This window comes from Diaphorobacter sp. JS3051, assembly GCF_015832135.1.
Taxonomy (GTDB): Bacteria; Pseudomonadota; Gammaproteobacteria; order Burkholderiales; family Burkholderiaceae_C; genus Diaphorobacter; species Diaphorobacter nitroreducens.
On sequence record NZ_CP065406.1, the window covers coordinates 3,621,714 to 3,635,330 of the forward strand.

The following is a 13,617-nucleotide window of genomic DNA, read 5'->3' on the forward strand; positions in this document are numbered from 1 at the left end:
TTTCGCCCGGTTTTGCGAAATCGCTCGATGTTGCTCACTTGCGTGTGTAGCCCAGGCAGGCGCCTGCGTTGGGCATGCCCTTGCACTCCCGGTAGAGGCGCCGGTCGCGCTCTGCCTGGCTTTCGCCGGAATGGTTCTGCGTGTGCTTGATCCGGATGGCTTTGGACCTCTTTGAAGCGCTGGCTGCCTTCTCGGGTGTGGCTGCGGCATGGCTGTGAAGTGACGCAAAGTACAACAAGAGCGCGGTCACGCCGACACCCACTGGCAGGGAAAGAGACCGGCGGACAAACGTATCCATGAAGCGCATAGTGGTCTTTCAGAAAGGGCGTTGCAACGTTTTGCAGTACGGTTTGCATCATGCCCGAAAGCCTGCTGCACAGGGGTTGGGCGGCGGCGAAGAAGTGGGGAAAAGCGCAGCGGTATAATCTCAAGGTTTTGCATGGTGCAAGACGCACGCTGTCGACCCTTCCAGTCGCGGCGCAAGTACAACCAGAGCCATAGGCAGTTGGTGCAGCAATGCGGCTGCCTGCTTGGGCTCTTCTATCAAGGAAAAAACATGATCGCATCATCCGTCAAGGCCGAAGTCGTCAAGGCCAATGCCCGTTCCGCCAACGATACGGGTAGCCCGGAAGTCCAGGTGGCACTGCTCACCGCCCGCATCAACGAGCTGACTCCTCACTTCAAGCAGCATGCCAAGGACCATCATGGCCGCCGTGGTCTGCTGCGCATGGTGAGCCGTCGTCGCAAGCTGCTGGACTACCTCAAGGCCAAGGACGCCGACCGTTATACGGCACTGATCGCCAAGCTGGGCCTGCGCAAGTAAGCGCGCCGGCATGCCGAGACGCCTGGGTTAGCTCTGTCTAGCTCAGGCGTTTTTTACTTCGGAGACGCAACTGCAGAGCGAAGCTGTGTCATTCCAGGGGCCTTGCCTTCCGATGGGCAGGGCAGGGCCGCTGGAATGGCATCGTGTTCTGAATTGCGCTCCAAGCCTTGCTGGTACAGCGTTGCCAGCTATTATTTTGAGAGCAAGGAGTCATTATGAGCATTTTTAACAAGGTCACCAAGTCGTTCCAGTGGGGTGACAAGACCGTTGTCATGGAAACGGGTGAGATCGCCCGCCAGGCCTCAGGCGCCGTGCTGGTGAACATTGACGACACCGTGGTGCTCGCTACCGTGGTGGGGTCCAAGCAGGCCAAGCCTGGCCAGGACTTCTTCCCGCTGACGGTGGACTACATCGAGAAGACCTACGCCGCCGGCAAGATCCCCGGCAGCTTCTTCAAGCGCGAGGCCAAGCCCAGCGAGTTGGAGACGCTGACCAGCCGCCTGATCGATCGCCCGATCCGCCCGCTGTTCCCCGAGGGCTTCTACAACGAGGTGCATGTGGTCATCCACACCATCTCGCTGAACCCCGAAGTGGACGCTGACATCGCCGCCATGATCGCGGTGAGCGCAGCGCTGTCCGTTTCCGGTATTCCGTTCAATGGCCCCATCGGCGCCGCACGCGTGGGCTACGTCAATGGCGAATACGTGCTGAACCCCGGGCAGACCGCGCGCAAGAGCTCGCAGCTGGACCTGGTGGTGGCGGGCACCGAGGCCGCTGTGCTGATGGTGGAGTCCGAAGCGCAGCAGTTGTCCGAAGAGATCATGCTGGGCGCCGTGGTGTTCGGCCACGAGCAGGGCAAGGTGGCGATCAACGCCATCCATGAGCTGGTGCGCGACGCTGGCAAGCCCGTGTGGGACTGGCAGCCGCCTGCCAAGGACGAGACTTTCATCGCCAAGGTCACGGCCCTGGCAGAGGACAAGCTGCGCGCGGCTTACCAGATCCGCAGCAAGCAGGCCCGCACCCAGGCCTTGCGCGAGGCATCGGCCTCGGTGCTGGAATCGCTGAAGGGCGAGGGCGTGGAGTTCGACGCCGTGAAGGTCGAGGCCCTGCTGTTCGACATCGAAGCCAAGATCGTGCGCAGCCAGATCCTGGCCGGCGAGCCCCGCATCGACGGCCGCGACACGCGCACCGTGCGCCCCATCGAGATCCGCAACTCCGTGCTGCCGCGCACCCACGGCTCCGCCCTGTTCACGCGTGGCGAGACCCAGGCGCTGGTGGTGTCCACGCTGGGCACCGAGCGCGATGCGCAGCGCATCGACGCACTGGCCGGCGAGTTCGAAGACCGTTTCATCTTCCACTACAACATGCCTCCCTTCGCCACGGGTGAAGTGGGCCGCATGGGCTCGACCAAGCGCCGCGAAATCGGCCACGGCCGCCTGGCCAAGCGCGCCCTGGTGGCTTGCCTGCCGAGCAAGGACGAGTTCCCCTACACCATCCGCGTGGTGTCGGAGATCACCGAATCCAACGGCTCCTCGTCCATGGCATCGGTCTGCGGCGGCTGCCTGTCGCTGATGGATGCCGGCGTGCCCATGAAAGCGCACGTGGCCGGCATCGCCATGGGCCTGATCAAGGAAGACAACCGCTTCGCCGTGCTGACCGACATCCTGGGCGATGAGGACCACCTGGGCGACATGGACTTCAAGGTGGCCGGTACGACCAACGGCATCACCGCCCTGCAGATGGACATCAAGATCCAGGGCATCACCAAGGAAATCATGCAGGTCGCCCTGGCGCAGGCCAAGGAAGCACGTATGCACATCCTGGGCAAGATGCAGGAAGCCATGGGTGAAGCCAAGACCGAGATCTCGTCCTTCGCGCCCAAGCTCTACACGATGAAGATCAACCCCGAGAAGATCCGCGACGTGATCGGCAAGGGCGGCGCCACGATCCGTGCCCTGACGGACGAGACCGGGTGCCAGATCAATATCGAGGAAGACGGCACCATCACCATCGCAGCCACCGAGGCTGCCAAGGCTGATGAAGCCAAGCGCCGCATCGAAGAGATCACGGCCGAGGTTGAAGTGGGCAAGGTCTACGAAGGCCCGATCACCAAGATCCTGGACTTCGGCGCGTTGATCAACCTGCTGCCCGGCAAGGACGGCCTGCTGCACATCAGCCAGATCGCCCACGAGCGTGTGGAAAAGGTGGGCGACTACCTGCAGGAAGGTCAGATCGTGAAGGTCAAGGTGCTGGAGACCGACGACAAGGGCCGCGTCAAGCTGTCCATGAAGGCGCTGGCTGACCGCCCCGCTGGCGACAGCGGCCGTCCCGCCCCTGCGGAGCGGGGCGAGCGTCGTGAGCGCCGTGATGGCGGTGCTTCCGAGCAACAGCAGCAGTAAGCCGGGGGTGTTCCTTCGGGAACGCCTGTTTGCTATTGAAATGAGAGCTGCTAACGCCCGGTGGACGGGTGCTAGCGGCTCAAATGATTCAAAACTGCCATGAATGACGTGATGCAGGCCGTAGAGATTGCGGCGTTTGGCCCGCCTGAGGGGCTGCGTCTCGCCGAGCGCCCGGTGCCGCAGCCGGGAGACGGCGAGTTGTTGATCCGCGTGGCGGCCAGCGGGGTGAACCGCCCCGACGTGCTGCAGCGCAAGGGCAACTACGCGCCGCCCGCGGGCGTCTCCGATCTGCCCGGGCTGGAAGTGGCGGGCGTTGTCGAGTCCGGCGATGCCGCCGCCATGGCGCAGGCGGGCCTTCGCGTGGGCGACCGGGTGTGCGCTTTGGTTGCGGGCGGCGGTTATGCGCAGTGGTGCGTCGCGCCTGTTGCGCAATGCCTGCCGGTGCCGCAGGGCTTGAGCGACGTGGAGGCGGCCTCGCTGCCGGAAACCTTCTTTACCGTCTGGAGCAATGTGTTCGACCGCGGCCGCCTGCAGGCGGGAGAGGTCCTGCTGGTGCAGGGCGGCAGTAGCGGCATTGGCGTTACGGCTATTCAGTTGGCGCGTGCACGCGGCGCCACGGTCATCGTCACGGCGGGTTCGGACGAAAAGTGCGCAGCCTGCCTGGCGCTGGGTGCGCACCACGCGATCAACTACAAGACACAGGACTTCGTGGCCGAGGCGCGGCGCCTTACCGATGGGCGCGGCGTGGACGTAGTGCTGGACATGGTGGCCGGCTCCTACGTGGCGCGCGAGGTCGAGTGCCTGGCCGAGGACGGCCGCGTGGTCATCATCGCGGTGCAGGGCGGGCTGGATGCGCAGTTCAATGCGGGGCTGGTGCTGCGCAGGCGGCTGACCATCACGGGCTCCACGCTGAGGCCGCGTCCCGTGGCGTTCAAGGGCGCCATTGCGCAGGCATTGCGTGAGCATGTCTGGCCGCTGCTGGCGTCGGGCGCGGTGAAGCCGGTCATCCACACCACCTTCCCGGCCGCGCAGGCCGCGCAGGCGCATGCGCTGATGGAATCCAACCAGCACGTGGGCAAGATTGTTTTGACATGGACGACATGACACAGAAAAAGAAACTCATTGCCGGCAACTGGAAGATGAACGGCAGCCTGCAGGCGAATGCGGCGCTGCTGCAGGCGTTGCGTGATGGCTTGGGCGCGCCCGGTTGCGGCGTGGCGGTGGCCGTGCCGGCGCCCTACCTGGCGCAGGTGCAGGCCTTGGTCGCGGGCAGCGAAATCGCTCTGGCCGCCCAGGATGTGTCGCAGCATGAAAGGGGCGCGTTCACCGGCGAGGTCTCCGTGGGAATGTTGCGCGACTTTGATGCACGCTACGCGCTTGTGGGGCACTCCGAGCGTCGCCAATACCATGGCGAAACCGATGCCGTGGTCGCGGCCAAGGCCCAGCGGGCGCTCTCGGGCGGCGTCACGCCGATCGTATGCGTGGGGGAAACCCTGGCGGAGCGCGAGGCGGGCCAGACCGAGACCGTCGTCAAGCGCCAACTGGCGGCTGTGATCCATGCCGTGGGGCACTGCGTGAGCGAGATCGTGGTGGCCTACGAGCCTGTCTGGGCCATCGGCACTGGCCGCACGGCAACACCAGAGCAGGCGCAGCAGGTGCATGCGGTGCTGCGCGCTCAGCTCGCCGCCGCGACCGAAAGCGCGGATCGCGTGCTCATCCTGTATGGCGGCAGCTTGAATGCTGCCAACGCAGCCGAACTGCTGGCGCAGCCGGATATCGATGGGGGCCTGGTGGGCGGTGCGTCGCTCAAGGCCGCGGATTTCTTGAAAATTATCGCTGCAGCGCATAGCTGACAAGCGCTGCTAGCTATTAAATTAGGAGTGATGGGATTATGGGACTGGTTGTGAACGTGATTCTGGCGGTGCAGATGCTGACCGCCCTCGGGATGATTGGGTTGATCCTGATCCAGCACGGTAAGGGTGCGGACATGGGGGCAGCCTTCGGTAGTGGCAGTTCCGGCAGCTTGTTTGGGGCCAGCGGCAGCGCCAACTTCCTTTCGCGCACTACGGCGGTCCTGGCGACGGTGTTCTTCGTGGCAACCCTGGCATTGGCATACTTTGGCAACCAGCGTCCGGTGAGCACTGGCAGTGTTCTGGAGACGCCCGCAGCAGCTGTCCCCGCCTCGACGGCGCCTGCGGTCGATGCCTCTGCGGCAGCTCCAGCGCCGGCGGTGGAGCCTGCCTCGGGCGCCGCTCAGATCCCGACCAAGTGAACGTTTGAGGCGTCGCAAAAAAACGCCTCATCCGTTTGTGACAGGGTTTTTCCGGGGTAGAATCCCGAATTGTCTGGAAAGCCAAAACCGTTATTTCCGGTCCTCATGCCATCCAGATGCATACAGCAGCCGTCGTGGTGAAATTGGTAGACACGCTATCTTGAGGGGGTAGTGGCGAAAGCTGTGCGAGTTCGAGTCTCGCCGACGGCACCAATCACAAGAAGCCGCCTCCCTGATCCGCGTTGCGGGGCATGCGAGGCGGTTTTTCAGCGGTGAGCACATCTGCCAGATGAGCCTCGATCAATACCTCCCTGTCCTATTGTTCATTCTGGTCGGCATCGGTGTCGGTGTGGTGCCGCTTCTTCTGGGCTATGTGCTTGGCCCCAATCGCCCGGATCCGGCGAAAAACTCCCCCTATGAGTGCGGCTTCGAGGCATTTGAAGACGCGCGTATGAAGTTCGACGTGCGCTACTACCTGGTGGCCATCCTCTTCATCCTGTTCGACCTGGAAATTGCCTTCCTCTTCCCTTGGGCGGTGACTCTGCAAGAGGTGGGGGTGACGGGCTTTGTCGCTGTGCTGGTTTTCCTGGCCATCCTCGTGGTGGGCTTTGCCTACGAATGGAAAAAAGGCGCCCTCAACTGGGAATGAGCCGCCGCTCAAAGGAATGACGCAATGATTGAAGGTGTGATGAAGGAAGGCTTCATCACCACGAGTTATGACTCCGTGGTGAACTGGGCCAAGACCGGATCCCTTTGGCCCATGACCTTCGGACTGGCCTGCTGCGCTGTCGAGATGATGCATGCTGCCGCCGCACGTTATGACCTGGGGCGTTTTGGCGCGGAAGTGTTCCGGGCGAGCCCGCGACAGTCGGACCTGATGATCGTGGCCGGCACGCTGTGCAACAAGATGGCGCCCGCTCTGCGCAAGGTGTACGACCAAATGGCCGAGCCGCGCTGGGTCATCTCCATGGGCTCTTGTGCCAACGGCGGGGGCTACTACCACTACAGCTATTCGGTGGTGCGTGGCTGTGATCGCATCGTCCCTGTGGATGTGTACGTTCCGGGTTGTCCTCCGACGGCCGAGGCGCTGATCTACGGGATCATCCAGCTGCAGCAGAAGATCCGCCGCACCCACACCATTGCGCGCGCCTGAAGGGACGAAGATGACTGCTATTGCCATTCACCCCGAGAGCCTGCGGGACGTGGTTGCCTCCGCTCTGGGTGACCGCGTGCGCCAGATCTCGGTGGCGCTGGATGAGGTGACCGTGGTGGTGTCCGCTGCGCGCTATCTCGAAGCCATGCAAATCCTGCGCGATGCGCCCGATTGCAAGTTCGAGCAATTGATTGATCTGTGCGGCGTCGACTATTCTGCCTATGGCGCCACGGGCTCGGAAGGACCGCGCTACGCCGTGGTTTCCCATTTGCTCTCCGTTTCCCTCAACCAGCGGTTGCGCGTGAAGGTGTTCTGCTCCGACGACGACTTCCCCATCGTCGCCTCGGTTACCGACATCTGGAACTCGGCCAACTGGTTTGAGCGCGAGGCATTCGATCTGTTCGGCATCGTGTTTGATGGGCACAACGATCTGCGCCGCATCCTGACCGATTACGGATTCATCGGCCACCCGTTCCGCAAGGACTTCCCCTTGTCCGGCCATGTCGAGATGCGCTATGACGCCGACCAGCGTCGCGTGATCTATGAGCCCGTGACCATCGAGCCGCGCGAAGTGACGCCGCGCGTCATCCGCGAAGACAAGTACGGAGGCCTGCACTGAGGCGGCATGCCGCTTGGTGATCGACCATGGCTGAAATCAAGAACTACTCCCTGAACTTCGGACCGCAGCACCCGGCAGCACACGGCGTGCTGCGCTTGGTGCTGGAACTGGATGGCGAGGTCGTACAACGTGCCGACCCGCACATCGGGCTGCTGCACCGTGCCACCGAAAAGCTGGCAGAGCACAAGACCTACATCCAGTCCTTGCCCTACATGGACCGTCTCGATTACGTGTCCATGATGTGCAACGAGCAGGCCTACTGCTTGGCCATCGAGAAGATGCTGGGCATCGAGGTGCCGCTGCGCGCGAAGTACATCCGAACGATGTTCGGCGAAATCACGCGCCTGCTGAACCACCTGATGTGGCTGGGTTCGCACGGCAACGACTGCGGCAGCTCCACGATCCTCATCTATACCTTCCGTGAGCGGGAGGACTTGTTCGACATGTACGAGGCCGTTTCTGGCGCTCGCATGCACGCGGCCTACTTCCGTCCGGGGGGCGTGTACCGGGACCTGCCGGACAGCATGGCCCAGTACAAGGTCAGCAAGATCAAGAACGCCAAGGCTATCGAGGAGCTCAACCGTAACCGCCAGGGTTCGCTGCTGGATTTCATCGACGATTTCACGCAGCGCTTCCCCAAGTGCGTAGACGAGTATGAGACCCTGCTGACAGACAACCGGATCTGGAAGCAGCGTACGGTGGGTATCGGCGTGGTGCCGGCTGAGCGCGCGTTGAACCTGGGCATGACCGGCCCGATGCTGCGCGGCTCGGGCATTGCATGGGACCTGCGCAAGAAGCAGCCGTATGACGCTTATGACCGTGTGGACTTCGATGTGCCGGTCGGGGTGACGGGCGATAGCTATGACCGCTATCTCGTTCGCGTGCAAGAGATGCGCGAGTCCAATCGCATCATCAAGCAGTGCGTCGATTGGCTCAGGGCCAACCCCGGCCCCGTCATCACGGACAACCACAAGATCGCGCCGCCCTCGCGCGAGGCCATGAAGTCCAACATGGAAGAGCTGATCCACCATTTCAAGCTCTTCACGGAAGGCTTCCGCGTGCCGGCCGGCGAGGCTTACGCGGCCGTTGAGCACCCCAAGGGGGAGTTCGGTATTTACATGGTGAGCGACGGTGCGAACAAGCCCTACCGCCTGAAGATCCGCGCACCCGGGTTCGCGCATCTGGCCACACTCGACGAAATGGCGCGGGGCCACATGCTGGCCGATGCCGTGGCCATCATCGGCACCATGGATATCGTGTTCGGAGAGATTGACCGATGATTACCGAAGCGACCAAGCAACGTTTTGCCCGCGAAGTGGCGAAATACCCCGCAGACCAGAAACAGTCTGCGGTGATGGCGTGCCTGTCCATCGTCCAGCAGGAACAGGGCTGGGTCAGCGCCGAGAGCGAGGCCGTGATTGCCGAGTACCTGGGCATGCCCCAGATCGCCGTGCATGAGGTCACCACGTTCTACAACATGTACAACCAGCAGCCGGTGGGCAAGTACAAGCTGGCCGTCTGCACCAATTTGCCGTGCCAGCTGCGCCGTGGGCAGGATGCGCTGCACCACCTTGAGAAGAAGCTGGGCATTTCCATGGGCGAAACCACCGCCGATGGCCTTTTCACCTTGCAGCAATGCGAATGCCTGGGGGCCTGCGCTGACGCGCCCGTGATGCTGGTCAATGACCGCAACATGTGCAGTTTCATGGACGACGACAAGCTCGACCAGATGGTGGATGGCCTGCGCGCTGCGGAGGGCAAACAATGACCACGGCTGCACAAGTGCTGTCGCAGTTTCAGGCGACGGGCGTACAGACCTGCTTCCATGACCGCCATATCAATCCGCAGATCTATGCGGGCTTGAACGGCAGCAACTGGAGCCTCAAGGATTACGAGGCCCGGGGAGGCTACCAGGCCCTGCGCAAGCTGCTGGGCAAGGATGGTGGTGAAGGCCTGACCCAGGACCAGGTGATCGCCACCATGAAGGAATCCGGTCTGCGCGGCCGTGGTGGTGCGGGCTTCCCGACTGGCCTGAAGTGGAGCTTCATGCCGCGTCAGTTCCCTGGCCAGAAATACTTGGTCTGCAATTCCGACGAGGGGGAGCCGGGCACGTGCAAGGATCGCGACATCCTGATGTACAACCCGCACATCGTGATCGAGGGCATGATCATCGCGGCCTACGCGATGGGCATCTCTGTGGGCTACAACTACATCCACGGCGAGATCTTCCAGGTCTACGAGCGCTTTGAAGCGGCGTTGGAAGAGGCGCGCGCTGCGGGCTATCTGGGTGACAACATCCTGGGCAGCAGCTTCAGCTTTCAGCTGCATGCGCACCATGGCTTTGGGGCGTATATCTGCGGCGAGGAAACGGCGTTGCTGGAATCGCTGGAAGGCAAGAAGGGCCAGCCGCGTTTCAAGCCGCCATTCCCGGCCAGCTTTGGCCTGTACGGTAAACCCACCACGATCAACAACACCGAGACGTTCGCCGCGGTGCCGTGGATCATCCGCAATGGCGGTCAGGCATACCTCGAGTGTGGCAAGCCCAACAACGGTGGCACCAAGATCTTCTCGGTGTCCGGCGACGTAGAGCGTCCAGGCAACTATGAAGTGCCCCTGGGCACGCCATTTGCCAAGCTGCTGGAACTGGCGGGTGGCGTGCGCAAGGGTCGCCAGCTCAAGGCGGTGATTCCGGGCGGTTCTTCCGCTCCCGTGTTGCCGGCGTCCATCATCATGGAATGCACGATGGACTACGACTCCATCGCCAAGGCCGGCTCCATGCTGGGCTCGGGCGCCGTGATCGTGATGGACGATTCCCGCAACATGGTGGAGAGCCTGCTGCGCCTGTCGTATTTCTACGCGCATGAATCCTGCGGTCAGTGCACACCCTGCCGCGAAGGCACGGGCTGGATGTGGCGCGTGATCAATCGTATCCAGCACGAAGCCGGGCGGGAGAGCGATCTGGACCTGCTCAATTCCGTCGCGGACAACATTCAGGGCCGGACCATCTGCGCGCTGGGCGATTCGGCAGCCATGCCGGTGCGCGCCATGCTCAAGCATTTCCGTCCGGAGTTTGAAGCGCTGATCCGAAACGCCCACCCATCGGGTTCCACCCCCGCCAGCGCCTGAACGCGAGTACAGCATATGGTTGAAATCGAACTGGACGGGAAGAAGGTAGAAGTCACCGAAGGCTGCATGGTGATGCATGCGGCCGAGAAGGTGGGTACCTACATTCCCCATTTCTGCTACCACAAGAAGCTTTCCATTGCCGCCAATTGCCGCATGTGCCTGGTGGAGGTGGAGAAGGCCCCCAAACCCCTGCCTGCATGCGCCACGCCTGTGACGCAGGGCATGATCGTGCGCACCAAGAGCGACAAGGCGATCAAGGCCCAGCAGTCGGTGATGGAGTTCCTGCTCATCAATCATCCGCTGGACTGCCCCATCTGCGACCAGGGCGGCGAATGCCAGTTGCAGGATCTGGCCGTAGGTTATGGCGGCGATTCCTCGCGCTATGGCGAGGAAAAGCGCGTGGTGGCGCACAAGGACGTAGGCCCGCTGATCTCCATGGAAGAGATGAGCCGCTGCATCCATTGCACGCGTTGTGTTCGTTTCGGCCAGGAAATCGCCGGCGTGATGGAACTTGGCATGGTGAACCGTGGCGAGCATTCGGAGATCACGACCGTGATCGGCGATACGGTCGACTCGGAACTGTCGGGCAACATGATCGACCTGTGCCCGGTGGGCGCACTGACCAGCAAGCCCTTCCGCTACAGCGCCCGCACGTGGGAACTGTCTCGCCGCAAATCCGTGAGTCCGCACGACTCCACGGGCGCCAATCTCATTGTGCAAGTCAAGAACCACAAGGTCATGCGCGTCGTCCCGTTCGAGAACGAGGATGTCAACGAGTGCTGGATTGCTGACCGCGACCGTTTTTCCTATGAGGCATTGAATTCCCCCGACCGCCTGACACGTCCCATGCTCAAACAGGGTGGGGAGTGGAAGGAAGTCGATTGGCAGACGGCCCTGGAATATGTGGCCAACGGTCTGCGGTGCGTCAAGACTGAGCACGGCGCCCAGAGCATCGGAGCGCTGGTAAGCCCGCACAGCACAGTAGAAGAGTTGTTCCTGGCCGGCGCGCTGGTGCGTGGGTTGGGTAGCGACAACATCGACCACCGTCTGCGCCATGCGGAGTTCGGCAAGGCCGAAGGTGTGCGCTGGCTGGGGACGTCCATCGCATCCCTGAGCACGCTGCAGTCCGTGTTGGTCGTTGGCTCGAATCTGCGCAAGGACCATCCCTTGTTTGCACAGCGAATTCGGCAGGCAGCGCGCCATGGGTGTGTGGTGAGTGCTATTAATTCAGCAGCAAGTGATTGGGCCATTCCGAATGTCCGCACCAAGCTGGCCCCAGCGGCCGGCTGGAGCACGGCGCTGGCGGAAGTCGCAGCCGCCATCGCTGCAGAGAAGGGCGTGGCTGCCCCCGTGGAAGGAGCTGCCACCAGCGAAGAAGCCCGGGCCATTGCTGCTGCATTGCTGACGGGGGAGCGCAAGGCCATCCTGCTGGGCAACGGCGCGGCTCACCACGCCCAGGCGTCGGGTTTGCTGGCACTGGCGCAGTGGATTGGCGCGCAGACCGGAGCGACGGTGGGTTACCTGACGGAGGCCGCCAATACGGTCGGTGCGCAGTTCGTCGGTGCGCAACCCCAAGAGGGCGGGCTGAACGCTGCACAAATGCTGGATGGCCGCCTGAAGGCAGCCCTGCTGCTGAATGTGGAGCCTGAGCACGACTCCGCCTTGGGTGCTGCAGCGGCTCAAGCTTTGGCGCAGACCGACATGGTCGTCACGCTGAGCCCGTTCAAGACCAACCTCGAGTTCAGCGACGTGCTGCTGCCGATCGCTCCGTTCTCCGAGACCTCGGGCAGTTTCGTCAACGCCGAAGGGCGCCTGCAGAGCTTCCATGCCGTGGTCAAGCCGGCCGGCGAGGCGCGTCCCGCGTGGAAGGTATTGCGCGTGCTGGGCAATCTGCTCGGGCTGGAAGGCATGGACTACGAGACGTCCCAGGATGTGCTGGTCCGTGCGACCGGCAAGCCCGCAGGTGAGTGCACGCAGCTGCCGGCGGAGCGCCTGAGCAACGCCACATCGGCCGAGCCGAAGCTGGGCGGCGAGTGTGCTGAGCCCGCCGTGGCCGCCATCTATCAGCTCGACAGCCTGGTGCGCCGTTCACCTTCGCTGCAACTGACGGCCGACGCGCGTGCGGCACGTGAAGGAGTCGCTGCATGATCGACGCAATCTACAACGGCGGCCTGAACCTGGTCGCCGCCTCATGGTGGACCGGCGCGGCCTGGCCCGTCATCTGGAATCTCATCAAGATCATCTGCGTCGTATTGCCGCTGCTGGGGGCCGTGGCCTATCTGACGCTGTGGGAACGCAAGCTGCTGGGGTTCATGCAGGTGCGCTTCGGGCCCAACCGCGTCGGGCCCTTCGGCTTGCTGCAGCCGATTGCCGACGCCCTGAAGCTGCTGACCAAGGAGCTGATCCAGCCTGCGGCGGCTGCCAAGGGTCTGTTCTATCTCGGCCCGGTGATGGCCATCATGCCCGCGCTGGGCGCATGGGCGGTGATCCCCTTCGGGCCGGATCTGGCGCTTGCCAATGTCAACGCGGGCCTGCTGCTGGTCATGGCCATCACCTCCATCGAGGTGTATGGCGTGATCATTGCCGGGTGGGCCTCCAACTCCAAGTACGCCTTCCTGGGGGCCTTGCGTGCCTCGGCCCAGATGGTCAGCTATGAAATCGCCATGGGTTTTTGCTTCCTGGTCGTCATCATGGTGTCGGGCAGCATGAACCTGACCGAGATCGTGGCCGTCCAGGGGCGCGGCACCATGACGGACATGGGGCTGGGCTTCCTGTCGTGGAATTGGCTGCCCCTGTTGCCCATCTTCTTGGTCTACCTGATCTCGGGCGTGGCCGAAGTGAACCGCCACCCGTTTGACGTGGTGGAAGGTGAGGCGGAAATCGTCGCCGGTCACATGGTCGAGTATTCAGGCATGGGTTTCGCCATCTTCTTCCTGGCCGAATACGCCAGCATGTGGCTGGTTTCCATCCTGGCGGTGGTGATGTTCCTGGGCGGCTGGCTGCCGCCGATCGAAGCCCTGGGCTTCGTTCCGGGCTGGATCTGGCTGGGCATCAAGACGTTCCTGGTGGTATCCATGTTCATTTGGATTCGTGCCACGTTCCCGCGCTTCCGCTATGACCAGATCATGCGTCTGGGTTGGAAGATCTTCATTCCGGTCACCCTGGTGTGGCTGCTGGTCGTGGGCGCATGGTTGCTGTCGCCCTGGAACATCTGGAAATAAGCGG

At 62.8% G+C, this 13,617-nt stretch carries 14 protein-coding genes and 1 tRNA gene; 14 read left to right on the forward strand and 1 reads right to left on the reverse strand.

Going from position 1 to position 13,617, the window contains the following annotated elements:
• Positions 1-34: 34 nt before the first annotated feature.
• The gene (locus tag I3K84_RS17260; RefSeq protein WP_196995052.1) at positions 35-307 is read right to left on the reverse strand and encodes a hypothetical protein; all 273 of its coding nucleotides are present in this window, start codon (positions 305-307) and stop codon (positions 35-37) included.
• Positions 308-556: 249 nt separating this feature from the next.
• On the opposite strand from I3K84_RS17260, the gene rpsO reads away from it, so the two are divergent.
• The 14 genes from rpsO to nuoH all read left to right on the forward strand — a co-directional run bounded on the left by rpsO (position 557) and on the right by nuoH (position 13,613).
• Positions 557-823, forward strand: coding sequence for a 30S ribosomal protein S15 (gene rpsO / locus I3K84_RS17265; RefSeq protein ID WP_011804393.1), 267 nt, complete (start codon positions 557-559; stop codon positions 821-823).
• Positions 824-1,038: 215 nt separating this feature from the next.
• A complete protein-coding gene (pnp, locus tag I3K84_RS17270; RefSeq protein ID WP_103737351.1) occupies positions 1,039-3,222 on the forward strand; it encodes a polyribonucleotide nucleotidyltransferase in 2,184 nt (727 codons plus the stop codon).
• A 99-nt stretch (positions 3,223-3,321) separates the two neighbouring features.
• Positions 3,322-4,326 carry an NAD(P)H-quinone oxidoreductase gene (locus I3K84_RS17275; RefSeq protein WP_135148622.1) on the forward strand — a complete coding sequence of 335 codons (1,005 nt, stop codon included), beginning with the start codon at positions 3,322-3,324 and terminating at the stop codon, positions 4,324-4,326.
• Positions 4,323-5,075 (forward strand): triose-phosphate isomerase, encoded by a 753-nt coding sequence (tpiA, locus tag I3K84_RS17280; protein ID WP_011804396.1) that lies wholly within the window; start codon positions 4,323-4,325, stop codon positions 5,073-5,075. The genes I3K84_RS17275 and tpiA overlap by 4 nt, the downstream gene beginning before the upstream one ends.
• A 38-nt stretch (positions 5,076-5,113) precedes the next feature.
• A complete protein-coding gene (secG, locus tag I3K84_RS17285; protein WP_015912609.1) occupies positions 5,114-5,494 on the forward strand; it encodes a preprotein translocase subunit SecG in 381 nt (126 codons plus the stop codon).
• A gap of 128 nt (positions 5,495-5,622) precedes the next feature.
• Positions 5,623-5,707: transfer RNA gene (locus I3K84_RS17290), tRNA-Leu, on the forward strand.
• A gap of 76 nt (positions 5,708-5,783) precedes the next feature.
• A complete protein-coding gene (locus I3K84_RS17295; RefSeq protein WP_196995053.1) occupies positions 5,784-6,143 on the forward strand; it encodes an NADH-quinone oxidoreductase subunit A in 360 nt (119 codons plus the stop codon).
• Between the two features lie 24 nt (positions 6,144-6,167).
• The gene (locus I3K84_RS17300; RefSeq protein WP_011804399.1) at positions 6,168-6,647 is read left to right on the forward strand and encodes an NADH-quinone oxidoreductase subunit B family protein; all 480 of its coding nucleotides are present in this window, start codon (positions 6,168-6,170) and stop codon (positions 6,645-6,647) included.
• 10 nt (positions 6,648-6,657) lie between these two features.
• A complete protein-coding gene (locus I3K84_RS17305; RefSeq protein ID WP_011804400.1) occupies positions 6,658-7,266 on the forward strand; it encodes an NADH-quinone oxidoreductase subunit C in 609 nt (202 codons plus the stop codon).
• Positions 7,267-7,292: 26 nt separating this feature from the next.
• Positions 7,293-8,546 (forward strand): NADH-quinone oxidoreductase subunit D, encoded by a 1,254-nt coding sequence (locus tag I3K84_RS17310; RefSeq protein ID WP_011804401.1) that lies wholly within the window; start codon positions 7,293-7,295, stop codon positions 8,544-8,546.
• Complete coding sequence (nuoE, locus tag I3K84_RS17315) at positions 8,543-9,034, forward strand: NADH-quinone oxidoreductase subunit NuoE (protein WP_011804402.1); 492 nt, start codon at positions 8,543-8,545, stop codon at positions 9,032-9,034. Before I3K84_RS17310 ends, nuoE begins: the two co-directional genes overlap by 4 nt.
• Positions 9,031-10,392, forward strand: a complete 1,362-nt coding sequence (gene nuoF, locus I3K84_RS17320) for an NADH-quinone oxidoreductase subunit NuoF (protein ID WP_011804403.1) — start codon at positions 9,031-9,033, stop codon at positions 10,390-10,392. Before nuoE ends, nuoF begins: the two co-directional genes overlap by 4 nt.
• A 15-nt stretch (positions 10,393-10,407) precedes the next feature.
• A complete protein-coding gene (nuoG, locus tag I3K84_RS17325; protein ID WP_196995054.1) occupies positions 10,408-12,540 on the forward strand; it encodes an NADH-quinone oxidoreductase subunit NuoG in 2,133 nt (710 codons plus the stop codon).
• Entirely contained in the window at positions 12,537-13,613 is a 1,077-nt protein-coding gene (gene nuoH / locus I3K84_RS17330) for an NADH-quinone oxidoreductase subunit NuoH (protein ID WP_196995055.1), read from the forward strand. The genes nuoG and nuoH overlap by 4 nt, the downstream gene beginning before the upstream one ends.
• The last annotated feature ends 4 nt before the right edge of the window (positions 13,614-13,617 follow it).